The 21885-nt window shown below is 64.3% G+C and carries 21 protein-coding genes and 1 tRNA gene; 11 read left to right on the top strand and 11 right to left on the bottom strand.

The window, feature by feature from the left end:
* Positions 1-212: 212 nt before the first annotated feature.
* Positions 213-863: a DNA-3-methyladenine glycosylase family protein gene (locus AB8717_RS02255; protein ID WP_443749410.1), complete on the top strand. Its 651-nt coding sequence runs from the start codon at positions 213-215 to the stop codon at positions 861-863.
* Between the two features lie 69 nt (positions 864-932).
* Positions 933-2153: a GAF domain-containing sensor histidine kinase gene (locus AB8717_RS02250; protein ID WP_443749409.1), complete on the top strand. Its 1221-nt coding sequence runs from the start codon at positions 933-935 to the stop codon at positions 2151-2153.
* 5 nt (positions 2154-2158) lie between these two features.
* Here the strand turns inward: AB8717_RS02250 and AB8717_RS02245 are convergent, their stop codons facing one another.
* The 4 genes from AB8717_RS02245 to acs all read right to left on the bottom strand — a co-directional run bounded on the left by AB8717_RS02245 (position 2159) and on the right by acs (position 6036).
* The gene (locus AB8717_RS02245) at positions 2159-3064 is read right to left on the bottom strand and encodes an alpha/beta hydrolase (protein ID WP_443749408.1); all 906 of its coding nucleotides are present in this window, start codon (positions 3062-3064) and stop codon (positions 2159-2161) included.
* A gap of 55 nt (positions 3065-3119) precedes the next feature.
* On the bottom strand, positions 3120-3614 hold the full coding sequence (locus AB8717_RS02240) for an MOSC domain-containing protein (protein ID WP_443749407.1): 495 nt from the start codon (positions 3612-3614) through the stop codon (positions 3120-3122).
* 13 nt (positions 3615-3627) lie between these two features.
* Positions 3628-3999 (bottom strand): hypothetical protein, encoded by a 372-nt coding sequence (locus AB8717_RS02235; protein ID WP_443749406.1) that lies wholly within the window; start codon positions 3997-3999, stop codon positions 3628-3630.
* 84 nt (positions 4000-4083) lie between these two features.
* Positions 4084-6036 carry an acetate--CoA ligase gene (gene acs, locus AB8717_RS02230; RefSeq protein ID WP_443749405.1) on the bottom strand — a complete coding sequence of 651 codons (1953 nt, stop codon included), beginning with the start codon at positions 6034-6036 and terminating at the stop codon, positions 4084-4086.
* Between the two features lie 196 nt (positions 6037-6232).
* On the opposite strand from acs, the gene AB8717_RS02225 reads away from it, so the two are divergent.
* Positions 6233-6970, top strand: a complete 738-nt coding sequence (locus tag AB8717_RS02225; RefSeq protein WP_443749404.1) for a creatininase family protein — start codon at positions 6233-6235, stop codon at positions 6968-6970.
* 1 nt (position 6971) lies between these two features.
* On the opposite strand, the gene AB8717_RS02220 is transcribed toward AB8717_RS02225, so the two are convergent.
* From AB8717_RS02220 to tsaD, 3 genes are all read right to left on the bottom strand, one after another.
* Positions 6972-8852 carry a glycoside hydrolase family 9 protein gene (locus AB8717_RS02220; protein ID WP_443749403.1) on the bottom strand — a complete coding sequence of 627 codons (1881 nt, stop codon included), beginning with the start codon at positions 8850-8852 and terminating at the stop codon, positions 6972-6974.
* A 64-nt stretch (positions 8853-8916) separates the two neighbouring features.
* On the bottom strand, positions 8917-9921 hold the full coding sequence (locus AB8717_RS02215; RefSeq protein WP_443749402.1) for an NAD(P)H-dependent glycerol-3-phosphate dehydrogenase: 1005 nt from the start codon (positions 9919-9921) through the stop codon (positions 8917-8919).
* Positions 9918-11027: a tRNA (adenosine(37)-N6)-threonylcarbamoyltransferase complex transferase subunit TsaD gene (gene tsaD, locus AB8717_RS02210; RefSeq protein ID WP_443749401.1), complete on the bottom strand. Its 1110-nt coding sequence runs from the start codon at positions 11025-11027 to the stop codon at positions 9918-9920. The genes AB8717_RS02215 and tsaD overlap by 4 nt, the downstream gene beginning before the upstream one ends.
* Before the next feature lie 143 nt (positions 11028-11170).
* Between tsaD and AB8717_RS02205 the strand changes: the two genes are divergently transcribed.
* The 6 genes from AB8717_RS02205 (at position 11171) to AB8717_RS02180 (ending at position 16195) form a co-directional block, all read left to right on the top strand.
* Positions 11171-11755: a hypothetical protein gene (locus tag AB8717_RS02205; protein WP_443749400.1), complete on the top strand. Its 585-nt coding sequence runs from the start codon at positions 11171-11173 to the stop codon at positions 11753-11755.
* Positions 11756-11831: 76 nt separating this feature from the next.
* Positions 11832-12770: a hydroxymethylbilane synthase gene (gene hemC, locus AB8717_RS02200; protein ID WP_443749399.1), complete on the top strand. Its 939-nt coding sequence runs from the start codon at positions 11832-11834 to the stop codon at positions 12768-12770.
* The gene (locus AB8717_RS02195; RefSeq protein ID WP_443749398.1) at positions 12763-13482 is read left to right on the top strand and encodes a uroporphyrinogen-III synthase; all 720 of its coding nucleotides are present in this window, start codon (positions 12763-12765) and stop codon (positions 13480-13482) included. The genes hemC and AB8717_RS02195 overlap by 8 nt, the downstream gene beginning before the upstream one ends.
* Positions 13483-13501: 19 nt before the next feature.
* Positions 13502-14500 carry a COG4223 family protein gene (locus AB8717_RS02190; RefSeq protein ID WP_443749397.1) on the top strand — a complete coding sequence of 333 codons (999 nt, stop codon included), beginning with the start codon at positions 13502-13504 and terminating at the stop codon, positions 14498-14500.
* Positions 14497-16032 carry a heme biosynthesis HemY N-terminal domain-containing protein gene (locus AB8717_RS02185; RefSeq protein WP_443749396.1) on the top strand — a complete coding sequence of 512 codons (1536 nt, stop codon included), beginning with the start codon at positions 14497-14499 and terminating at the stop codon, positions 16030-16032. Before AB8717_RS02190 ends, AB8717_RS02185 begins: the two co-directional genes overlap by 4 nt.
* 87 nt (positions 16033-16119) lie before the next feature.
* A tRNA-Thr gene (locus AB8717_RS02180) sits at positions 16120-16195 on the top strand.
* 117 nt (positions 16196-16312) lie between these two features.
* Here AB8717_RS02180 and AB8717_RS02175 read toward each other — a convergent pair.
* The 4 genes from AB8717_RS02175 to AB8717_RS02160 form a co-directional block, all read right to left on the bottom strand.
* A complete protein-coding gene (locus tag AB8717_RS02175) occupies positions 16313-16513 on the bottom strand; it encodes a helix-turn-helix transcriptional regulator (RefSeq protein ID WP_443749395.1) in 201 nt (66 codons plus the stop codon).
* A gap of 128 nt (positions 16514-16641) precedes the next feature.
* A complete protein-coding gene (locus tag AB8717_RS02170) occupies positions 16642-16947 on the bottom strand; it encodes a winged helix domain-containing protein (protein WP_443749394.1) in 306 nt (101 codons plus the stop codon).
* Between the two features lie 861 nt (positions 16948-17808).
* Positions 17809-19194 (bottom strand): tyrosine-type recombinase/integrase, encoded by a 1386-nt coding sequence (locus AB8717_RS02165; protein WP_443749393.1) that lies wholly within the window; start codon positions 19192-19194, stop codon positions 17809-17811.
* 514 nt (positions 19195-19708) lie between these two features.
* Complete coding sequence (locus AB8717_RS02160; protein ID WP_443749392.1) at positions 19709-20050, bottom strand: hypothetical protein; 342 nt, start codon at positions 20048-20050, stop codon at positions 19709-19711.
* A gap of 384 nt (positions 20051-20434) precedes the next feature.
* Here AB8717_RS02160 and AB8717_RS02155 point away from each other — a divergent pair, with 384 nt between their 5' ends.
* Both AB8717_RS02155 and AB8717_RS02150 read left to right on the top strand, forming a co-directional pair.
* A complete protein-coding gene (locus AB8717_RS02155) occupies positions 20435-20830 on the top strand; it encodes a helix-turn-helix domain-containing protein (RefSeq protein ID WP_443749391.1) in 396 nt (131 codons plus the stop codon).
* Positions 20831-20945: 115 nt separating this feature from the next.
* Positions 20946-21692, top strand: coding sequence for a LuxR family transcriptional regulator (locus AB8717_RS02150; protein ID WP_443749390.1), 747 nt, complete (start codon positions 20946-20948; stop codon positions 21690-21692).
* Positions 21693-21885 lie beyond the last annotated feature (193 nt).

Genomic DNA, 21885 nt, shown 5'->3' with positions numbered 1-21885 from the left:
AGTCTGCGGGGGCTGTCCTGACGGCGCGACGCGCCGTCGATATCTCATCGGAACGCCGAGCCAAAACCACACATAATCTGTGCAATCTGTGTAATCTGTGGACCGCCTTGCCGTAGAGGACACGATCGCAAGATTCGGAGCGTTTCCGCCGGCGCATCCCCCTACTCAGACCTGCTGCCGCTTTTTCGTCAGCCAATTCCTATATTCACGGCATGACACCTCTCGACCCCGTACATCTTTCCGCCCTGGCGGCGGCTGACCCGAAACTGGCCCCGCTGACCGCGCATTTCGGCCATATCACCTACCGCAGGCGGCCGAACGGCTTTCCGGCACTGCTGGGCCTGATCGTCGAGCAGCAGCTGTCGGTCAAGGCGGCCGACACCATCATCGCGCGCCTGCATGCCGGCCTGGGCGATGTCAGCCCGCAGGCCCTGCTCGACCACGACCACGACGCCATGCGCAGCTACGGCCTGTCGCGGCCGAAGATCAGCTATGCCCGGGCGCTTGCCGAAGCCTTCCATACAGGCGCCATCGACGCCGACGCCATCGCCGCGCTCGAGACCGAAGACGCCGCCAGGGCGCTGATCGGCCTGAAAGGCATCGGCCGCTGGACCGCCGAGGTCTATCTGATGTTCTCCGAAGGCCGGCTCGACCTCTTCCCGGTCGGCGACATCGCCTTGCGCGAAGCCGTGGCGTGGCTCGACGGGCTGGAGGACCGTCCCAACGAGGCCTATTGCGCCGAACGCGCCCTGGTCTGGTCGCCGTACCGCTCGATCGTCTCGCATCTGTTGTGGGCCTGGTATGGCGCCGTCCGCCGCGGTGAAATGGACCGGAAAATGAACACGACCGCCGTATCCGCATAATTCCCATTGCTTTTTTGCAGCCCTGCCCCGCTGTAGTGACCAGTATTCAGACTGGGGACGGGCAAGCACATGACAGACATAGACGCCGATATCGAAACGATTGCGAAACTGAGCGTGGTTCCGCCGATCCTCGACGTGGTGGCGCAGACGACCGGCATGGGTTTCGCCGCCGTGGCGCGCGTCACCGATACGCAATGGGTGGCCTGCGCCGTCCGCGACGACATCGACTTCGGATTGAAACCGGGCGGGGAGCTGAAACTCGATTCGACCATCTGCGACGAGATTCGCCAGTCGCGGCAGGGCGTGGTTTTCGACGACGCGCAGAACGACCCCGTGTTCCGCACGCACCATACGCCCATAATGTATGGCCTGCGCAGCTATATCTCGATGCCGATCATCCTGGGCGACGGCCGCTTCTTCGGCACCCTGTGCGCCGTCGACCCCAGGCCGGCGCAGATCAACAATCCCCGCATCATCGGCATGTTCACCCTGTTCGCCGACCTGATCGCCCGGCATATCGATGCGCAGGAACAGATGCTGGCCAGCCAGGCCGCCCTGGCCGATGCCACGACCGTAGCGGGCCTGCGCGAACAGTTCATCGCCGTGCTGGGCCACGACCTGCGCAACCCCGTCGCCGCCATTACCGCCGGCGCCAGCATCCTGAAACGCGCCACCTTGAGCGACCGTGAGGCCAAGGTCCTGGCCATGATGGCCGGCAGCGCCGACCGGATCAGCGAACTGATCGACAATATCCTCGATTTCGCGCGCGGCCGGCTGGGCGTGGGCGTCAATCTCGACCGCCGCAACGCCCCGCAACTGGAAGCCACCCTGGCCCAGGTCGTCGCCGAGGTGCGCGCCAAGTCCCCGGACCGGCTCATGGAAATCCGCTACGCTTTGTCCGAAACCGTCTGGTGCGACGACCACCGCATCGCGCAACTGTTTTCCAACCTGCTGGCCAATGCGGTCAGCCACGGCGCACCCGACCGCCCGATCGTCATCGAAGCATCGAGCGACCGCCAGGCCTTTCAGCTGTCGGTATCGAACGGCGGCGTTCCCATACCATCTGACGCCATGCCGCGCCTGTTCCGCCCCTTTGTGCGCGGCGACATGCCCTCGGAAGCGCAAGGGCTGGGTCTGGGGCTTTATATCGCCTCGGAAATCGCCAAGTCGCACGGCGGGACGCTGGAAGCCATCTCCAATCTCAAGGAGACGCGCTTCACCCTGACCATTCCGTCGCAGCCGTCCATCGCCGAAGGCGTCACAGCCGTCCGCACACCTGCCCTGGCCTGAGACGTTCAGTTGGCGCCCAGGCGCTCCGTGATAAAGGCGTCGACCGCATCGGTATAGTCGCCGGGCAGGCCCAGCGTGCGGTTGACCTCTTCGTGGGTCAGGGCGCGCGGGAAGACCGGCATGGCCTTGCCGGCTTTTTCCGCCTTGTCGTGCAACGCATTGGCCGCGTCGCACGGATGGTCGGGCCGTCTCGTCGAGCAGACCAGCATCATCGGCACCGCCGCAGGCGTCCAGCGGTCGATCGGCGAGGCCTTGCGCCAGTAAGCCGGATCGGAACCGAAGGCCTTGTCGTAGAAGCCGGGATGGCGTTGCTGGAGGACGGCCGTCACATCCATGACGGCGGAATCGAGCACCACCGTCCCCGCCCACGGCCGCCCGACCATGTCGGGCGCCGACGAAATCAGCGCCACTATGTGCGCGCCGGCCGAATGGCCCATCAGGATAAGTTTCGAAGCATCGCCGCCCCAGCCCGCCGCGTGATCCTGGACATAGGCCAGGGCATGGGCGACGTCCCCGGCCTGTTCGTACGCCATGATGTCCGGCAGCATGCGGTAGTTGACGCTGACCACGACAAAGCCCTTGGGCAGCCAGTGTTTCAGCTTGTTTTCGACCGAGCCCGTATCGGCCTTGTCACCGATCATCCATGCGCCGCCGTGCACCATGACCAGGACCGGCGCATTTTTCGCATTCGGCGGGATATAGATGTCGATGGCCTGGCGGGCATCGCCGCCATAGGATTCCGTCAGCTTGCGCGCGCCGGGCCGGATGGCCTGAAGGTCGATCGCGCGTTCCTCCTCGGCCTTCTTGGCGGCCAGGCGCTGTTTCGAGAACATGCCTTGCGCGTCAGCGGTTCCCGCTGCCGTGGCCACCAGGCCCAAGGCCAAAATCATCCATACGGGCCTATGTTTCATCGCCATCTCCTGCGCTCCGTCCGGATATTTATACGCAGGGGATGCATCCGCCTGTCTACCCCGCCACAACCTCAAGCGCATCGCCAAGGCCCACGGTTCCACCTGCGAGTACACGCGCCGTGATGCCGCCATGGCCGCGCACGGCGTTGTAACCGCCTTCTCCGAAAATCTCTTCCATGCGCGAACACGGATGGCATTCGCCGGTCATTTCCAGAAGCGCCCCGCCCAGGCGGAACCGCTTTTCCTTCAGCGCCAGCAGGTTGACGCCCGACACCACGATATTCCGCCGCAACAGATCTGGCGGCACTTCGTCAAGCCCCAGGAAGTCGGCTATGGCCGCCAGATCCGCTCTGCCGATCAATGTCACGTGCCGGTTTCCGCTTTTGCCGGCATAACGATCACCGATCACGCCCTGCGCCGGATCGAGTTCAGCGGCCTCCATAACGCGCATCGGCGCCCGCCTTTCCGGGCGGACGCCGATCCATTCGACCACACCCGGACGCACCGGGGCGTTCATCAATCTGGCAAGCGGCGACGACGCGTTGAGCATGAAGCCGGGTGTATCATGTCCGCGGCTTGACTTCGACCGCGGGCTTTTCGCCCGGCGTCAACGTCACGTCCGGCTTCAGCACATGGTGCTGCGCATCGTTCGGAACGCGAAAACGGTGATGGTCGTCGGGATGGAAGTATTCCTTGTCCTCGCCGGCCTGGTTGAGCTCGTTGGCCCGGAAGACCTTTTTGCCTTCATAGGTTCCGGTCTGAGCCAACGGATCGTCGCGGTTTTCGGCGGCGTCTTCGCGGTCCACGCCTTCGCCCGCGCCCAGCGAAGGGTCGGCGCAATCGGCGATGCCCGTATCGGGTGTCGTACGGTCGGCGACGGACGGATCCTTCGCCCAATCCTTACGCATCGGGTCCTTATGCAACAAGTCAGCCATGACGGTCCTCCTTATTATAGAAGGACCATCGTGTTCCGGTGTGGATAAGAATGAAATGCCGAACCGGGAAGCGCCTGTAAAACCTCAGTTAAGCCCTTTTGCGCCTTCGATCAGGTCGGCCACGACCGACGGATCGGCCAGGGTCGAGATATCGCCCAGCTGGTCCGGCGCGCCTTCGGCGATCTTGCGCAGGATGCGGCGCATGATCTTGCCCGAGCGCGTCTTCGGCAGGCCCGGCGCCCACTGGATGACGTCGGGCGAAGCGATCGGGCCGATTTCCTGGCGCACGAAATTGCGCAGCTCGACCTTCAGGGCGTCAGTGCCGGTAACGCCGGCCTTCAGCGTGACATAGCACCAGATGCCCTGGCCCTTGATGTCGTGCGGATAGCCGACGACCGCGGCTTCGGCGACCGAATGGTGCGCCACCAGGGCGCTTTCGACCTCGGCCGTGCCGATGCGGTGGCCGGACACGTTCAGCACGTCATCGACGCGGCCGGTGATCCAGTAATAGCCGTCCTGGTCGCGGCGGCAGCCGTCGCCGGTGAAATACTTGCCGGGATAGGTCGAGAAATAGGTTTCCAGGAAGCGCTGATGGTCGCCGAAGACGGTGCGCATCTGGCCGGGCCAGGAATCGTTGATGCACAGATTGCCCTCGACCGCGCCTTCCAGTTCGGTGCCGTTGGCATCGACCAGGCTGGGCACGATGCCCGGCAGCGGCTTGGTCGCCGAACCCGGTTTCAGCGGCGTCGCGCCCGGCACCGGCGTGATCAGGTGACCACCGGTCTCGGTCTGCCACCAGGTGTCGACGATCGGGCAGCGGCTGTCGCCGACGACGCGGTAATACCACAGCCAGGCTTCGGGATTGATCGGCTCACCGACCGTGCCGAGCAGGCGCAGGCTCGCGCGCGAATGCTGCTTCACCGGCGCTTCGCCGTCGCGCATCAGGGCGCGGATCGCCGTCGGCGCGGTATAGAAGATGCTGACCTTGTGCTTGTCGACCACCGCCCAGAAGCGGCTGTTGTCAGGGTAGGACGGCACGCCTTCGAACATCAGCGAGGTCGCGCCGTTGGCCAGAGGCCCATAGACGACGTAGGAGTGGCCCGTGACCCAGCCGATATCGGCCGTGCACCAGTAGACGTCGCCGTCCTGATAGTCGAACACCGTCTTGTGCGTATAGGCCGCCCAGACGAGGTAGCCGCCCGTCGTGTGCAGCACGCCCTTGGGCTTGCCGGTCGAGCCCGAGGTATAGAGGATGAACAGCGGGTCTTCGGCGTTCATCGGTTCGGGCGCGCAGACGTCCGACATGCCTTGCAGCGCCTCGGCGACTTTGACGTCGCGGCCGGGCCTGGCGTCGACCGGTGCATTGGTGTGTTCGACGACCAGCACCGTGCGCACGTTCGGGCACTGTTCCAGCGCCTTGTCGACATTGGCTTTCAGCGGGATCGCCTTGCCACCGCGCAGGCCCTCGTTGGCCGTGATGACGATGTCCGACTGGCAATCGAGGATACGGTTGGCGATGCTGTCCGGCGAGAAGCCGCCGAAAACGACGCTGTGCACCGCGCCGATGCGCGTGCAGGCCAGCATGAAATAGGCCGCTTCCGGCACCATCGGCAGGTAGATGGTGACGCGGTCGCCCTTCTTGACGCCGTAGGCTTTCAGCAGGTTGGCCCGCTTGTTGACCTCGGCGCTGAGCTGCTTGTAGGTCACCGTGTAGGAGACGTTCGGATCATCGCCTTCGAAGATCAGCGCAACCTGGTCGCCGCGCGTCGCCAGATGCCGGTCGATGCAGTTGGCCGACACGTTAAGCACGCCGTCGTGGTACCAGCGGATGCGGAAGTCTTCGCGGTTATAGCTGACGTCCTTGACCTTGGTGAAAGGCGTCATCCAGTCGAGCGCCTGCCCCAGGTTCGTCCAATGGGCGTCCGGATCGCGCGCGAACAGGTCGTGCTGCGCCTGAAGGCCCTCGGCGGTCAGGGTGCCGGGACGGATGAAATCGGCGGGAACGGGAAAAAGGCTATCGTGGGCTTGATCGGACACGCGGTCTCTCCTGATATCCCGCGGCGCGTGGGCGGCATGGCCGGCGGGTGTATTTTTGCGCCGGACCTTACGGAATGGTCCTTACCAAGTCGATAGGACCACATAGAAAAAATGATCCGGCCGAGGTTTTGACTGCATAACTTGCCGAGGCGACGGGATTGTGTTTCTTGCAACCGGATTTCCGTGGAGTGTTTCGATGTTACTGCACCTGTCCACCTGGCCCGAAATCGACGCGCGCCTGAAGTCCTCGCGCACCGTGGTCATCCCCATCGGCTCGAACGAGCAGCACGGCCCCATGGGGCTTCTGGGCACCGACTGGCTGTGCCCGGAAATCATCGCACACGCCGCTGAAAAAGAAGCCGACATCCTGGTGGCGCCGACCTTCAATATCGGCATGGCGCAGCATCACCTGGGCTTTGCCGGCACGATTTCGCTCAGGCCGTCGACCTTCATGGCGGCGATCGAGGACTGGGTAAGGTCGCTTTCGCGCCACGGCTTCGACCGCATCTATTTCCTCAACGGCCACGGCGGCAATGTCGCCACGATCGAGGCGACGTTTTCGGAAATCTATGCGTCCTATTCCTACGCCGGCAATCCCTGCCCCTTCATCCTGAAGCTGAAGAACTGGTGGGACCTGCCGGGCATCAGCCGGCTTGCGGCCAGGCTCTATCCCAACGGTCATGGCAGCCATGCCACACCGTCGGAAATCGCCGTCACCTTTGCGGCCTATCCCGACCACGTGAAGTCGGCGGCGATGGAGCCGCAAATCGCGCCCAACGGCCCTATCCGCGATGCGCTCGACTACCGTTACCGCTTTCCCGACGGCCGTATCGGCTCGGATTCGAGCCTGGCGACGGTCGAGCATGGCAAGGAGTTGATCGCCGCCTCGGTCAAGGGCTTGATCGACGACCTCGCCAAGTTCGACGCGGAGTAGATTACTTCACAAACCTGGACAACAGACGGATATAGGCCGTCTGGTAAGCCCCCGACGGCTCGGTGACCTCCCACGAATCCAGCGGCCAGCCGTCGTTGAAATCGGCGTAACTCTTTTGCGCCGGCTGGCCGTAGGGCGGCGCCGGCATGGCGTGACCGCAGCCCGGATTGATGTCGGGACAACGCTTGTCCCAGGTATAGGACGGGTTGGCGCCACCGACCACATAGCCCGGCGGCGGGCCGAACTGCGAGGTTGAGACACCGTCCCACCGGCTGCTGCCGTGGGTGTACCAGGTGTGATAAAAGCGGCTGACCGAATTGGTCGCGCCGAACGCCTTCATGTTTGACAGATAGACCTTGCCGAGCGGATTGACGCCGTGGAGGTAGTGAATATAGCCCGCCGCCGCGTCCACGGCCGCGCTTTTAGAATGGTCGCCCAGGCCATAACGCGCTTCGTCCGCAAAGATGCTGCCGTGGACCGACTTGATGCCGCTGGAACCCCAGGTGTAGGCGCCGAGCCACGCGCCGTAAGGGTCTTTCGCCATCGACTGCCAGCCATCGCCCTCGAAACCGTCGGCAAAGGTCTTGCGGATATCGGCGGCCACGGCGGGCGTCGCGCCCTTCAGCGCGGCGTAGACCAATAGCGGCGCGTTTTGTTCGTAGTTGAAGTCGATATTGGCATGATGGACGTAGAGGCCAGCGTCGCGATAGTGGGCATCGACATAGTCGCGAAACGCAACCTCTCCCGTCAGGTCGAACAGGTAAACCGCGGCCTGCAGTTTCGCCACGCGCCGGTCGAAGTCGTCGCCCTCCTGCTGGCCGGCGGCCAGGCCTTCGGAATGGTCGCGCGCATCGTTGTTGTAGAAGGTGACAGCGGGGTGCGCATCCGCCCACGCCCACGCCCTCACCGCCCGCGCCTTCAAATCGGCAGCGAAGCCCGCAAAGCGCGGATCGGCGCCATAGACCTTGGCGGCGCGTGCAAAGGCGCCGGCGCCGTTCAGCGTCGCCAGCGTATTGGCCGGCCCGTAATAGCTGGGCCCGGTTGCGGCGGACGGCGGCGATCCTGACGCCAGGCCGACGACCGACAGCAGCGAGCCGTCGTCATTCTGCATGCGGACCAGCCAGTCCGTGCCCCACTTGACCTCATCGAGCACGTCCGGAACGCCATTGCCCGATTCCGGAATGTTGAAGTCGTCGGTAAAGGCCGAAGGATTTTCATCATAGGCGTTGAGCAGGGTGATGACGTAGCGCGCGGTCCAGCTGGTGTATTTGTTGAAATCACCGGCGTCGTACCAGCCGCCGTGGACGTCGCGCTGCGTGCTTTTGTCGCCCTTCCGGCTGTACAGCCGCGCCTCGGTATCCTGGCCAGGACGCATATGGCTGGCGCCGTCCGCCCAGCCCGCACCGGCGTATTTGGCGTCCTTCGCGAAGCCGGCGCGCTGGTAGTAGAAGAAACGGACCGCCTGGACCAGGACGGGCTTATAGACGTTGGGCGCGATATCGAACGGCGCCGAATCGTATTTCGCATCGGCATCGCGCACGACGTAACGGCCGGGCGCGGTCACGGCGCTGAAATCGAAGCGCCAGGCATGGTCGCCGGACGACGGATCGACCGCGCCGTTGTTCCACATGACGGGGGTTCCGCTGAACACCACGGCCTGGGTCCTGGTATCGACGACCTGATAGGTCTTGCCGGGTGTAAAGCGCCAGTCGTTGTCGAAACCCACCTCGGGGTCACGCACAACGGCGACCTTTTGCGCATCGGGCAGGTAGCCGAACTGATCGACGACGATAAACGGCGTCGGCGGCGCGTCCTCGGCCCGCGCACCGTGCGCCATCAAGGCCAGCACCGCACAGGTGCCGCTCAAAAGGATCTGTTTCACGCTACGCCACTCCCTGTTTTTCAGGGAGGTTAGGCCGTAAACAGTCGCTGACACAAGAGCCGGATTACGCCCGCTCGACCTTCAGCGGCCGCGACATCAGCATGCCGACGGCGGTGTCGACGTCGATCCTGCCCGTCAGCACGGCGTGGACAGCGTTACACAGCGGCAGTTCGACGCCGAAGCGCTTGCCCAGTTCGACCACGGCCGGCGCCGATTCGACGCCTTCGGCCACCGAGACCTTGCCTTCCAGCGCCTGGGCCAGGGTCATGCCCTGCCCCATGGCCAGGCCGACCGACATGTTGCGCGACTGCGGCGACGAACAGGTCAGCACCAGGTCGCCCATGCCGCACAGGCCGGACATGGTCTCGAACTTTGCCCCCAGCGCCATGGCCAGACGCGACATCTCGGCAAAGCCACGCGTGATCAGGGCCGCGTGGGCGTTGCGCCCCAGCCCTTTGCCCTCGGCGATACCGCACGCGATGGCGATGACGTTCTTGATCGCCCCGCCGGCCTCGGCGCCGATCAGGTCGGGCGACAGGTAGGGCCGGAAGCTGGGCCCGGCGATCGAGGCGGCTATGCGCGCGCCGGCGGCTTCGTTCGCACAGGCGATGGTCACGGCCGACGGCTTGCCTTCGGCGACTTCGCGCGCGAAGTTTGGCCCGGCCAGCACGGCCGCCGTGGCGTCCGGCAGGACAGCGCTCAGCACCTCGGTCATCAGCGCGTCGGTACCACGCTCGACGCCCTTTGAGCACAGGACGATCGGCACGCCCGCGCGGGCATAGGGCGCGAACGCCTTCAAGGTGGCGCGCATGTGCTGGGCCGGCGGCACCGCCAGGATCAGGTCGCAGTGCGCCAGGTCGCTCAGGTCCCCTGTGGCGCGGACCTTGGGCGACAGGGCGACGCCCTTGAGATAGAGGCCGTTTTCGTGGGCAGAGTTGATGCCGTCGACGACCTCGGTTTCGCGCGCCTGGATCAGCACCTCACGGCCGGCGAACGTCGCCGCCTGGGCCAGCGCCGTTCCCCACGCGCCCGCGCCGATCACCCCCACCTGGCGGTAAACCTCTGTCATGCCTTGGCCCCTTTACGTCCCTGCGTTTTATAGACCGGCGCGCTTTCCGCGCGTTTTTCATCGAGGGGCCAGCGCGGACGCGCCAGCGCCGCCATGTCGGCCGCTGTGTTGTGAGGCATGTTGCCCATGGCGGCGAAATGTTCAAGCCCGGCCAGCGCGATCATGGCGGCATTGTCTGTGCAGTATTTGAGCGGCGGGGCCACGAAGGTGAAGCCATGCCGCGCCGACAGGTCGGTCAGGGCGGTACGGATGGCGGTATTGGCCGCCACCCCGCCAGCGACGACAAGGTCAGGCGTCTTCACGGTATTTTGTTCCCGGAAGAGCGTCATGGCGCGCGCGGTGCGCTCGACCAGCTGACGCGTAATTGCCGCCTGGACCGCCGCGCACAGGTCGGCGCGGTCCTGTTCCGTCTTCACCTGCTCATAGGCGATTTTCGCCGCCGCCGTCTTCAGGCCCGAAAACGAAAAGGCGCAGTCCTTGCGGCCCAGCAATGCCCGCGGCAATTCGAACCGCGTGACATCGCCTTCGCGCGCGCAGGCTTCCAGCGCGGGCCCGCCGGGATAGCCCAGCCCCAGCACCTTGGCGATCTTGTCGAAGGCTTCGCCCGCCGCGTCATCGATCGTCGTGCCCAGGCGCTCATAGTCGCCGACGCCACGCACGATCAACAGTTGACAATGCCCGCCCGAGACGAGGAGCAACAGGAAAGGAAACTCAACCTTTTCCGTCAGTTTGGCCGACAGGGCATGACCTTCGAGGTGGTTGACCGGCACCAGCGGCAGGTCGCGCGCCAACGCGTAGCCTTTCGCGAAGGACAGTCCCACCATGACCCCGCCGATCAGGCCGGGGCCGGCGGTCGCGGCCACGGCATCGAGCGTAACGTCGCCCGCCGCCTTCAAGGCTTCCGTGGCCAGGGCGTCGATCGTCTCGACGTGGCTGCGCGCGGCGATTTCGGGAACGACGCCGCCATATTCGGCGTGCTGGACGACCTGGGAATGGATCAGGCTCGACAGGACCTCGACCCTGCCCGCCTCGTCGCGGCGCACCACGGCGACGGCGGTTTCATCGCAGGACGATTCGATCCCGAGGACTGTAAGCGGCTTGGACATGCCGGTTCTATAAGGCCTGCGCGCCCGGTGCGAAACCCCCGCCCCGCGCCATATTTATATGTCAGGCTTGAAACAAATGGCCTTACTGTTGCCGTGGCCGGGGAGGAATGTCGTGGCGCCGGACGGAGGGTTAAAGGGCGAACATGCGTCCGATTCTGATTATTTCCTGCGCTGCCGTCCTGATGGGCGGCGCGAGCGTAGCGGCTATCGCCACAGGCCAGACCACGACAGCGGTCAATCCGCCGGCCACCGCCACCCCGGACACCACACAGGCCGACCGCACCGATCCTGACCCCGGCGGCGACGTCAATGTCGCAAACGCCGGTCCGGCCCCCGATGCCGCCGCCGCTGCGCCGGCAGCCACCACGCCTCCGGTCGACACCCGCGCCGTGACCAACGAAGAAATGAGCGTGGCAGTCGAGGAGGCGGCGTTCGACACCTCGCTCAGCGCCATGGCGGCACAACTGGACGGCCACCTCAACGGCCTGCCCGGCGACGACGCGGCCTCGGCCAGCGCCACGCCCGACCCCGGCCCGTCCGCCCCGCCCCTGGCCGCCATCATCACCGCTGCCGTCTGCATCATCGGCGCCGGCGCCGCGCTCTTCTTCATCGTGCGCAGCGGCATCCAGGCCAAAAAGAAGCAGCGCGAAGACGAACGGCAACGGCGGCGGGCGCTGCGGCGTCAACACAAGCCGCATAAGCCCGAAGGCGACGCCCCCTCCGCCTGAGGTCAAAGGCTGCAACCCGTCTTTTCCGTTGCCCACGCCCCCTCGATTGCCGTAGGGAGGTCGCGAGGAAAAAGATATGACGGCAAAACTGACCATCGGCACCCGCGGCTCCAAACTGGCCCTGACACAGTGCGGCTGGGTGCAACGGGGCATCGTCGCGGCCATGGGTTTCGACCCGGCACGCGCCGACGAGATCGCGCCGCTGAAGGTCATCACCACCACGGGTGACCGCATCCAGGACCGCCGGCTGATCGAGGCCGGCGGCAAGCAGCTCTTCACCAAGGAGATCGAAGAGGCCCTGCTGTCGGGTGAGGTGGATGTCGCCGTCCATTCGCTGAAGGACGTGCCGGCCTTCGACATTCCCGGCCTGTCCCTGTGCGCCTTTCCGGTGCGCGAGGACCCGCGCGACGCGTTCCTCAGCCCGCGCTATGCGACCATAGCCGACCTGCCGCCAGGCGCGCGCCTCGGTACGGCCAGCCTGCGCCGCCAGGCCCAGGCCCTGGCCCAGCGCCCCGATCTTGAGGTCGTCATGATCCGCGGCAATGTCGATACGCGCATCGCCAAGCTCAAGGCCGGCGACTGCGACGCCCTGCTGCTGGCGGCGGCAGGCCTGAACCGGCTGGGGCTCGAGCATGAAATCCGCTCCTTCGTCGATGCGGACGTATTCGCTTCTGCGCCCGGGCAAGGCGCGCTGGCCATCCAGTGCCGCACCTCAGACATCGGCCAGGACTGGATCAAGCGCGTCCACCACGAAGACACCTTCCTGCGCATCCGCGCCGAACGCGGCGCGCTGGAGGCGCTCGAAGCCTCGTGCCGGACGGCTGTCGGCGCCTATGCCACGGTGGCGGACGGTGCGCTTTCCCTGTTCGTCGAAGCCCTGTCGTCGGACGGCCGCAAGCGCTGGCAACGCCGCGAGACGATTGCCGGGCCAACGCCCGATACGGCGCGCCAACTGGGCCTGCGCCTGGGCCTTGAGATCAAGGCCGAAGCCGGGCCCGAGCTGATCCTTGTCTGAGCCCTGCACCGTCTGGATTACAAGGACCGCGGACGGTGCGGACAGGACCGCGCGCGCCGTCGAAGCCCTTGGCCACATCGCCATCGCCGCGCCGGTGCTGGCGGTCGAGGCGCTCGACGTGCGGCTTGATACTCCGTTCGACGCCGTCATCTTCACCAGCCGCAACGGCGTGAGGGCCTTTTCCGCCCGAAGCGACCATCGCGGCGCCACGGCCTGGTGCGTCGGCGACGCCACGGCCGATGCCGCGCGCGACGCGGGCTTTGCGGCAGTCGTCTCGGCCGAGGGCGATGTCGAGGCCCTGTTCGCGCTGATGAAATCGAAAGCGCCGCGCGACGCCCGCTATATCTACGCTTCGGCGAAACAGCCGTCGGCGCCGCTGACCGCCTGGCTGTGGGCCGAGGGCTTCCGCGTGACGCAAGCCCCCGTCTACGATACGGTCGCCGTCAGGCCGGAGCTGCGCGACGCCGACCTCGGGCGCATCACCCATGTGCTGATCCATTCGGCGCGCGGCGGACGTGAAGCCGCGAGGTATCTGACAACTCACGGCAAATTTGCGTTCACCAATCCGTGGTTTATCTGTATGTCTGAAGGTGCATGGCAGGGGTTTGCCGGCGCGGCCGGGGCGCTGTCCGAAGGAGCGCGGCACCGGATCGCGCATGAGCCCACCGAGGCCGCCATGCTCGATTTGTTAGGGGCGGACATAGGCCAATAGGCGTCCGGAAGATGACGAGATGAACGACGGGCTGAATACCGCGAGCGACTTTGACCCCCAGGGCGCGAACACCGCCGAGGACGCCGCGGCCCGGCAGGACCTGGCCCGCTCCATGCGCCGCTTCGTGCTGATCGTCATGCCGACCATCGCCATCGTCGCCATCGGGCTGGCGCTGCTGGCCTGGAACCTGGTCAAGCACTTCCAGCCCACCGCCGCGACACCCGCCGCAGCCACCGCGCCTGCCGTAGACAAGGACGCGCAGATCGCCCAGCTGCAAGGCCAGATCCTGCGCCTGCAAGGCCAGTTGACCGTTCCCGGCCAAATTCCCGGCCAGATTCCCGGCCAGGCGCCCGCCCCCGCGACAGCCGCCCCGGCCCCGGTCTATTCCGCCGACGCCGCCGCCATCGCCCAGTTGTCGGCCCGCCTGGACCGCCTCGAAACCAACCAGCGCGCCCTGGCCCGCGCCGCGGCCACGGCCTATGCCGCCACGGTGCTCGAGGAAAAGGCCCACACGTCCGAACCCTTCCTGGCGGAACTGGCCGCCGTCGAGCCCGCCTTCGACGATCCGTCGCTGACCGCGCCCCTGCGCGCCGCCGCCGAGCATGGCGTGCCGTCCGAGGTCGAGCTGGCGCTCGATTTCCCGCAATCCGCCATGAAGGCCAATATCGCGTCCAAAGCCGATACCGACAAGGACAGCCTGTTCAATCGCGCCCGCCATGCCCTGGGCTCGTTCATCTCGGTGCGCCGCATCGACAAGCAAGGCTGCAAAGGCATCCAGGGCGCGTTGCAATGCGCCGAGGTCCAGCTGAAGAACGGCAATCTCGACGCCGCCCTGGCCGATCTCGATACGCTGACCCCGTCGGCCAAGGCGGCGCTCAAGCCCTGGCTGGCGGACGCCCAGGCCCGGGCCCGCGTCGACGCCCTGACGCGCCGCCTGACCCAGGCCGCGCTGCAACGCCTGGTCCAGGCCAATGACGGCACCCAGGCAACGGCGGCGCCTTCGGGAGCGCAGCCGTGATTCGCACCATCCTTATCCTTCTCGGCATCACCATCCTGATCGCCGTCGCTTTCGGCCTGGCGGGCGACGCCGGGCAGGCCAGCCTGATCTGGTTCAACTATCGCATCGATACCAGTGCCGCCGCCGCCGTCTGCATCCTGGGCTTTCTGGCCTTGTGCGCCGTCTGTTTCTGGAACCTGGCCCTGTGGCTGTCGCGTTCGCCGCAGCGGGCCGAGCGCGCTCGCGCCGAAACCCGCCGCCGTCAGGGCGAAGAGGTGCTGACGCGCGGTTTCATGGCGGTCGCCGCCGGCGACGGCGCCGAAGCCCGCCGCAACGCCGCCAAGGCGCTGGACCTCAGCGACAATGTCCTGCTGGTGCGCGTGCTGACGGCCATGTCGGCCGAGGTTTCGGGCGACGCCACCGCCACCCGCGCCGCCTATACCGCCATGCTGAACGTGCCGGAGCTCAAGCTGGCCGGCCTCAAGGGCCTGGTGCAGCTGGCGCAGAGCCAGGCTGACCGCGCCGAGGCCGTCAAGCTGGCGGGCGAGGCCTATAACCAGCCGCGCCCGGCCATGTGGGCGTTCGAAACCCTGTTCGAGGCCCGCCTGGAAGCCGGCGAATGGAGCGAAGCGCTCAGCCTGATCGACGGCGCGCTGACCCGCAAGCTGATCTCGCCCATTTTCAGCGAGCGCGCCAAGGCGTCCCTGATGGCCGCCTCGGCCGCCGCGCTGGAAGAGACGGACGAGACCCAGGCGCTCGACTACGCCGTCCGCGCCGCCAAGCTGCAACCGCAGTTCACGCCGGCCGCCATCATCGCGTCGCGCCTGCTGCTCAAAACCGGCAAGCCCGGCCGCGCCGAAGACGTGCTGGAAGCGGCCTGGGCCGCCGCACCGCACCCGGCCCTGTGGCTGGCCTACCGCGACCTTGTTTCCGACGAGACCCCGCGCGAACGCGCCCGCCGGCTGCAAGGCCTGCTCGACCGCAACGACAGCCACCGCGAAAGCCGCATCCTGCGCGTCGAACAGGCCGTGCTCGGCGCCGGCAAGGCTGACATCGCCGCCGCCATGACCGCGCTGGAACCCGATACAGCCGACGACATCGTCACCAAGCGCGTCTGCGCCGCCATGGCGCGCGGATCGCAGGGCCTGCAGGACCTCGACGCGGCGCGCACCTGGGTCGCCCAGGCGGCCCTGGCCAGGTCCGAGCCCGAATGGTCCGATATCGACGCCGAAGGCCGCGCCTTTGCGTACGGCGCCCAGGACTGGTCGAACCTGATCCTGACCTTCGCCGGCAAGGCGGTGCTGCCGCACCCGCGCTTCGAACGCGGTGAAAAGGGCCTGCCGGAACTGCCGGAGCTGGCGTCGCGCTACGTGCCGTCTATGCCGTTCATCAAGGCCGCGCGCAGCCAGCCGCACGCCGTGCCGCAACCCGACGATCCCGGCGCCTTCGACGCCGCCATCACCGGTCAGGACCTCGACGCTGAGGAACCGGCCGAAGCCCTCCCCAAGCGCAAGCCGGTCCGCAGGGCCCGTGCGCCGAAAGCTGTGAAATAGAAGACAAAAGCGCTTGGCAAGCCGGGGGGAAGTGTGTAAAGACACCCGCCTGTCGCGACGGCCAATTGCCTCGCGGACATGTTCCGGGCCGCTTTAGCTCAGCCGGTAGAGCACCTCATTCGTAATGAGGGGGTCAGGTGTTCGAGTCACCTAAGCGGCACCATTTCTTTTCAATGAAATCATAGCGTTACAGGCGTCATAGCGCCAGCGTGCCTGCTGTCGGTTTTCGTGTGAGCAAGATGTGAGCGCAAGGCCGATGCCCCACGCCCACACCCAGCCGTCACAGGTGGTCCATGCCGGTATTCAGCCGCGCGCCAGACGCAATGAATGCGGACAAGTCCGTATCGCAATAGCGCACGAGACGGCGACCGATTTTGCGGTAGACCGGGCCGCCGCCCCTGAGCCTCCAATCCTCCAATGTTCGAGGGCTGGCACCAAGGAAGGTCGCGGCCTGTTGAGTGGTAAGCAGATGCTCACACATGCCCCCTCCTCAGAGAAAAACCCCGGGGTGGCCCGGAAGAGGGGCAACGGGGGAACGGGCGGAGAGAACGAAAGGCACATAGCTTGCCAGACGCGACGTAAAATATTCTGACAGGAATTGCCGCACCGCTAGACACTCACGAACTTCAAATTACACCGTAAGATATAGCGTCCAATGCGAGCGCCAGACGGAGTCCGTTCCCACAAGGTTTCAATTCCAATTCCCTTGCCTCTTAAGCCGCTGATATAAACCGGCCACCTGAAGGCAAGACCCGGGGGATTTGCTTCGCCTTGAGTAAGTCCCCGCTCTTTGCATTCATCTAAAAGCCGGTAGGTGCAGGCTTCCATACCGGTCAAATGAATTTCTTCTCCGCCGTCCAGAAGAACGCGCAAAGGGGATTTGAGCAACCGCAGTCGCCCTTGGATGGTTTCCATTAGGAAACTCCCTATTCAGTTCATGAATTGTGGAGCCCCAAGTTTTTTCCCTGAACTCTTCGCCGCATCTGGGGTCGGGCAAAGCAGGCCGCGTGTCTTCGCGGTTCACGAGGTCATATTAAGGCGAGCTGGCTATTTGCACTCCACGCGCAAACACCCGAGGTGCATGGTTGGCACCAACATTGCCGCTTGCCAATTAGGGGCGGTCAACATCTCTTCATGACCAGATTATAGGCCGAATGCTGGAAATGGTCTACCCCTCCCCCAAACCCCCTCCCTCTACGAGACCATTTATGGGGTTGGGATATTAAGGGGGGAGGGAATTAGGCTTAGTCGTGGCGTCACTCAGTCCAGCTTGTCACCAGAGGGGGAAGGCTCTGGCAGGCCTCTCCCTAAGAGTTGTGTTTTAGTAACTGGCCCCGCTCAGCATCTCCGGTTATCTTCCCGCCGTCAGTTGCCCCATGGCGTGCCAATGCTTTGATAAAGCCAAAAATGACCAGACAACCCAACGGTATGAGTATGATTGACATCGGTTCTGCCCCGCTCCACGCCGGACATTATGCTAGGAGGCACCGTTAGAGCAACGCCTGTTATGCCATTCACCACCCCGGTAAATGCACCCCGCTTCTTCAAAGGACATGTCACCCCGCACGACTCCGTCAGCAAGCTCACGCCTGAAACGCCGGTCCTCATCGGAGGCCTTTTGCAGTTGGCGTAACTCGTCATCAGTCATAGGACGCGACCGGAGATTTCCAGGATGCATATCCACAGGTTTCTGATGTGCCAACAGAAGCCAGCCACCGCCCCAAATGACTGCAACTATTAGCGTGACGAAAAGTAGGTGGTGCCACCCCTCCGGTTTCATCTGTGCCTTCCTTCCCGCAGCGTAACCACTCGTGGTGCGCCAACAGCCTTCAGCGCCGCCATCTTGTTTCCTGCCGCTCCCAATGCCTCCCGCTGCACGGAACTGTGAAGGTGGGCGTAACGGGCCGTGGTTGCGGGCTGGGTGTGCCCGAGGGTCTTGCCCACCACCGCCAAGCTATGCCCGCTCGACAGGATAAAGCTGGCAGTGGTCCTACGGAGGTCATGCAGGCGGACACCTTGGAGAGCAGCCTCTCGGACAATCCAACTCCAAGGCCGCTTGAGGTCTGCCCTCGGCTTAGCCGCCCCAGTGAACGGAGAGTCCGACTTTCCGGGGAAGAGAAAGCGTCCGTCCGGGTCCTCCTCCCGCATCCCCCTCAAGACTTCAAGGGCCGGCCCCTCAAGCTCTAGCCAATGCTGCCTTTTGGTCTTGGTATGGGCGGACGGCTTCTCCCAGACCCCACGCTCCAAATCGAACTGTGACCAGTCGGCATTAAGAACCTCACGCAGGCGAGCCCCTGTGAATAACAGGAGGCGTATCGCATTGGCAGCCTTGCGTGCTGTGTCATCCCACGCCTGCTCTTGCTCATAGGCGTCGCAGGCGAGAAGGAGGCGGCCCACTTCGTCCTCCGACAGGCTACGCCAACGCTGGTCCTCGGGGTGCTTGACAATGCCCTTGCCAGCGTAGGGATTATCCGTCCTCCACCCCAGCTCCACCGCCAAAGCGAACATCTTGCTCAGCACGGCAAGAAGGCGATTAGCCTGATAGTTCCCAGCCTGCCCAAGCCGCCCCTCTTCCTTCGTGGCCATAGTGTCAAGCCGGATACGGGTCGGGCCTGTAGGGGCTTCCTGAGCCTGCTGCCGTAGCGTTTGAGCCCGCGCCTTGGCCTTCGTCTGCCCCTGTTTCCGCAGGTCCCCATGAAGCCGCCTGATGTCCACTGTGGTCACGTCTGCAACCTTGCGCGTTCCTAGCTTCTCAACGGCGACCTTCAAGACGGTCTTGGCGTTCGAGACGGTGGCAGGACGAAGGCCACGGGAGGAGGCATATTCCCCGAGGTAGTGGCTGGCAAGGTCGGCAAAGGTGGGGGCAGTGCGATAGAGCTTACGGTCCCGGCTAGGGTCAGCGCCCTTCGCCACCTCTGCGGCTCGGAGCTGAGCTAACTGCCTTCCCTCCTCGACAGTCAGCGCCGGGAAACGCCCGAGAGTGACGAAGCGTTGCTGCCCTGCGGATGTCCGATAGCGATAGAGGAAGGTCTTGGTGCCACCGGCTGCCACACGAAGGCCAAAGCCCGAGACCCCGCGCGCTCCTCCATCCCATAGCCAGTCACCCGGTTTGGCTTCCTCGGCGGCCCTCTTGGTCAATAGCGCGGTGGTAAAGCTTGGCATGGTCGCCTCCCCTGCCCGCTCTCATACACCAAAAGAGCCCGTATTCCTAGACGGGGAAGAGAAGGAATGTGAGCAAGATGTGAGCATATTGGCCGTAAGCCATCCGATGTAGACCGTAGACGGGAGGCACGGGCCAGTAAATTACTGTATAGATATCAACGTATTACAGAACGCACCCGTCCCCCGCCGTTTCCATCCGCCCTCACGGCCTTCGCATTCGTAATGAGGGGGTCAGGTGTTCGAGTCACCTAAGCGGCACCATTTTTCTTTTAAGTTTGCGCTCAATTCGCTTCGCTCATCTGGCGCCGCGCAGGCTGCGCGCCTCAGCGGCGCTAGTCGCTGCGCTCCAAAGGTCGCTTTGCGTTTAGCGCCTTCCCATCGCGGTTGCCCCTAAACACATCAGTCTACGAATTTTGGGGACATGATATCAAATGTCGAAACAGACTAGCCGCTCCGGCCCGTTCATTGCTGGACTTCCGGCTTTAAACTTACGCCCCTTTCACGCCCAAATCCGCTAGTCGTCCAGCGCCTTGACCTCGCAGACCGCATACCGCTGCGCATCGTCCAGATACCGTTGCAACCGGTCCACATAGTCGCGGCGCTCGGATTTGTAGCGCTCCAGGGCGTTGTTGTATTGATCGACGCTGTCGTTGTAGCTGCGGATTTCCCAGTCGCTGCAGGTAGACTTGCCGGTATAGCTGCTCAGGCAGTATGGCTTGGTCGGCTTCGTCGGCAGACGCGGTTTATCGAATGACGACGGCGGCGTCGGCGCCGAACAGAACGAGACATAGGCCTCGGCGCTGCCAGTTATGCCCAGACAGCCCAGGACGACACCCGCAAACAAAACAGCTTTCATTTTCCCCTCCACCCGACAGGGTTGACCCTGATCGACAGGCATAATCTTTCCTTATCGAAAATCCAAATATTATCGAATGTCATTATAAGGCCGGATGCGGCATGGTTAACGGGAAAGGAGACATCGACATGCCTCGCCCGTTTCACAGAAAGCCAGATATTTCAACGGTTCTGATCAGGGCCCTGCCCAGCCGAACCGCCAAGGCCGTGGTGTGGACGGTCACTGTCGCCGTGTGCGCGGCGGCACATTTCGAATTTATGCGAATGATATCTCCGCTTGCGGTCGCCCTCGGCTTCTGAGTATGCGGAACGCACGGATAACAATGGTCCGGGACATGTTGTCCGGCCGAAAATCATGTATAATGAAACCAAATCAGGAGGTATCATGGACGAAAAGGCTGGCCCGCACCCCGTTGACATACACGTCGGCAACCTGCTGAGACTTCGCCGCCGCAGCCTGAGCATCACCCAGCAGGAGCTGGCCCGTGCGCTCGGTATCACTTTCCAGCAGGTCCAGAAGTATGAAAAAGGGACCAATCGCGTCAGTGCGTCCATGCTGTATAACATTGCCGCGACCCTGAAGGTGCCGATCGCCTATTTCTTCCAGAACGTCGAAGACAACAGCGAAGCCGAGGAAGTCTCGGGCAGCGAGGTCGCCGTCAACAGCTTCCTGCGCTCGAGCGAAGGCCTGGAGCTGGCGGCGACCTTCCCGAAGATTCGCCATCCCTCCATCCGCCGCCGCCTGGTCGACCTGGTCCGCGCCATGGGCGCCGAAGAATAGGCTCATTTTTTGGCGCCGGACCAATTTTTCGTAGACAATAGCGAGCATCAACCATAATTTCGCCCTAAAGGCGAGGCGCGCGTACGACTCGCCGATACAAGGGACGAGTGGACGCGTGCTGTTTCCCGGGTCGAGATATCGGCTGGAGGATTTCATCGAGGCGACGGGTGGCATCACGTCGCGTGAGACCCTGTACGACCACTTCCGCGAAACCATGCTGAGCTGTGGGTTCGACCGGGTCAATTTCTCGATCAAGCACGATGACGAAGTGCCCGAGGAAGACCACCGCTTCGGCATTATCAGCAACTATCCGGAGGACTGGCAGAAGCACTATGCCGAGGCCGGATATGTCCGGATCGATCCGGTATTCCGATGCGCCATCAGCACATTTCACCCGTTTCGCTGGCGGACGCTCGAACGTGTCCTCAAGCTGTCGCCGGCACAGACGCGGTTCCTGCGCCTGGGAGAAGACGCCGGCCTCAATAACGGCATCGGTATTCCGTTTGCCGGGCCGCGCTCCCAGATCGCCGGCGTGGCGCTGGCGACATCGGACCGCAAGGCCGAGCACCTGACCAACATGGATCTGATCAGCGCCTACTGCAATCAGTTCTACGCCAGCTACAAGCGCATCATCCGCGCCCGCCGGCCCGGCCCGCCCAGGATGATCTGCCTGTCGCCGCGCGAACAGGAGGTCCTGAAATGGGTGGCCGCCGGAAAATCCGACGACGCCATCGCCACCATCCTCAATGTCAGTGCGAATACGATCGCCTATCACCTGCGCAACATCTTCATCAAACTGGACGTCAACAACCGGGTCACGGCGGTCGTCGTCTCCATGACGCAGGGCCTTTTCGAGCTCTGAGCCCAGCCGGCGCCGGGAAATGCGCTTTTTGTCGGGTGGCATTTCCTGCGGCCAGCCGGCATCCACCTGGCCGGGAAATGCGCTCTTTGTCGGGTCGCATTTCCTGCGGCCAGCCGGCGTCCACCCGGCCGGGAAATGCTCGGCCTACACGTTCGTGTAGTACCGGAAACGCACCGCCCATGGTGCACTGGAG

The sequence above is a fragment of the Asticcacaulis solisilvae genome, assembly GCF_052327315.1.
GTDB classification, from domain to species: domain Bacteria; phylum Pseudomonadota; class Alphaproteobacteria; order Caulobacterales; family Caulobacteraceae; genus Asticcacaulis; species Asticcacaulis solisilvae_B.
Note: the sequence above shows the minus strand (reverse complement) of the source record. Positions and strands in the feature narration are given on the sequence as shown.

Excerpts from the sequence above, each read along its gene's own strand:
- AB8717_RS02255 (WP_443749410.1), top strand. The coding sequence starts at position 213 with ATGACACCTCTCGACCCCGTACATCTTTCCGCCCTGGCGGCGGCTGAC.
- AB8717_RS02250 (WP_443749409.1), top strand. The coding sequence starts at position 933 with ATGACAGACATAGACGCCGATATCGAAACGATTGCGAAACTGAGCGTG.
- AB8717_RS02245 (WP_443749408.1), bottom strand. The coding sequence starts at position 3,064 with ATGAAACATAGGCCCGTATGGATGATTTTGGCCTTGGGCCTGGTGGCC.
- AB8717_RS02240 (WP_443749407.1), bottom strand. The coding sequence starts at position 3,614 with ATGCTCAACGCGTCGTCGCCGCTTGCCAGATTGATGAACGCCCCGGTG.
- AB8717_RS02235 (WP_443749406.1), bottom strand. The coding sequence starts at position 3,999 with ATGGCTGACTTGTTGCATAAGGACCCGATGCGTAAGGATTGGGCGAAG.
- AB8717_RS02225 (WP_443749404.1), top strand. The coding sequence starts at position 6,233 with ATGTTACTGCACCTGTCCACCTGGCCCGAAATCGACGCGCGCCTGAAG.
- AB8717_RS02215 (WP_443749402.1), bottom strand. The coding sequence starts at position 9,921 with ATGACAGAGGTTTACCGCCAGGTGGGGGTGATCGGCGCGGGCGCGTGG.
- tsaD (WP_443749401.1), bottom strand. The coding sequence starts at position 11,027 with ATGTCCAAGCCGCTTACAGTCCTCGGGATCGAATCGTCCTGCGATGAA.
- AB8717_RS02205 (WP_443749400.1), top strand. The coding sequence starts at position 11,171 with ATGCGTCCGATTCTGATTATTTCCTGCGCTGCCGTCCTGATGGGCGGC.
- hemC (WP_443749399.1), top strand. The coding sequence starts at position 11,832 with ATGACGGCAAAACTGACCATCGGCACCCGCGGCTCCAAACTGGCCCTG.
- AB8717_RS02190 (WP_443749397.1), top strand. The coding sequence starts at position 13,502 with ATGAACGACGGGCTGAATACCGCGAGCGACTTTGACCCCCAGGGCGCG.
- AB8717_RS02175 (WP_443749395.1), bottom strand. The coding sequence starts at position 16,513 with ATGTGTGAGCATCTGCTTACCACTCAACAGGCCGCGACCTTCCTTGGT.
- AB8717_RS02170 (WP_443749394.1), bottom strand. The coding sequence starts at position 16,947 with ATGGAAACCATCCAAGGGCGACTGCGGTTGCTCAAATCCCCTTTGCGC.
- AB8717_RS02165 (WP_443749393.1), bottom strand. The coding sequence starts at position 19,194 with ATGCCAAGCTTTACCACCGCGCTATTGACCAAGAGGGCCGCCGAGGAA.
- AB8717_RS02160 (WP_443749392.1), bottom strand. The coding sequence starts at position 20,050 with ATGAAAGCTGTTTTGTTTGCGGGTGTCGTCCTGGGCTGTCTGGGCATA.
- AB8717_RS02155 (WP_443749391.1), top strand. The coding sequence starts at position 20,435 with ATGGACGAAAAGGCTGGCCCGCACCCCGTTGACATACACGTCGGCAAC.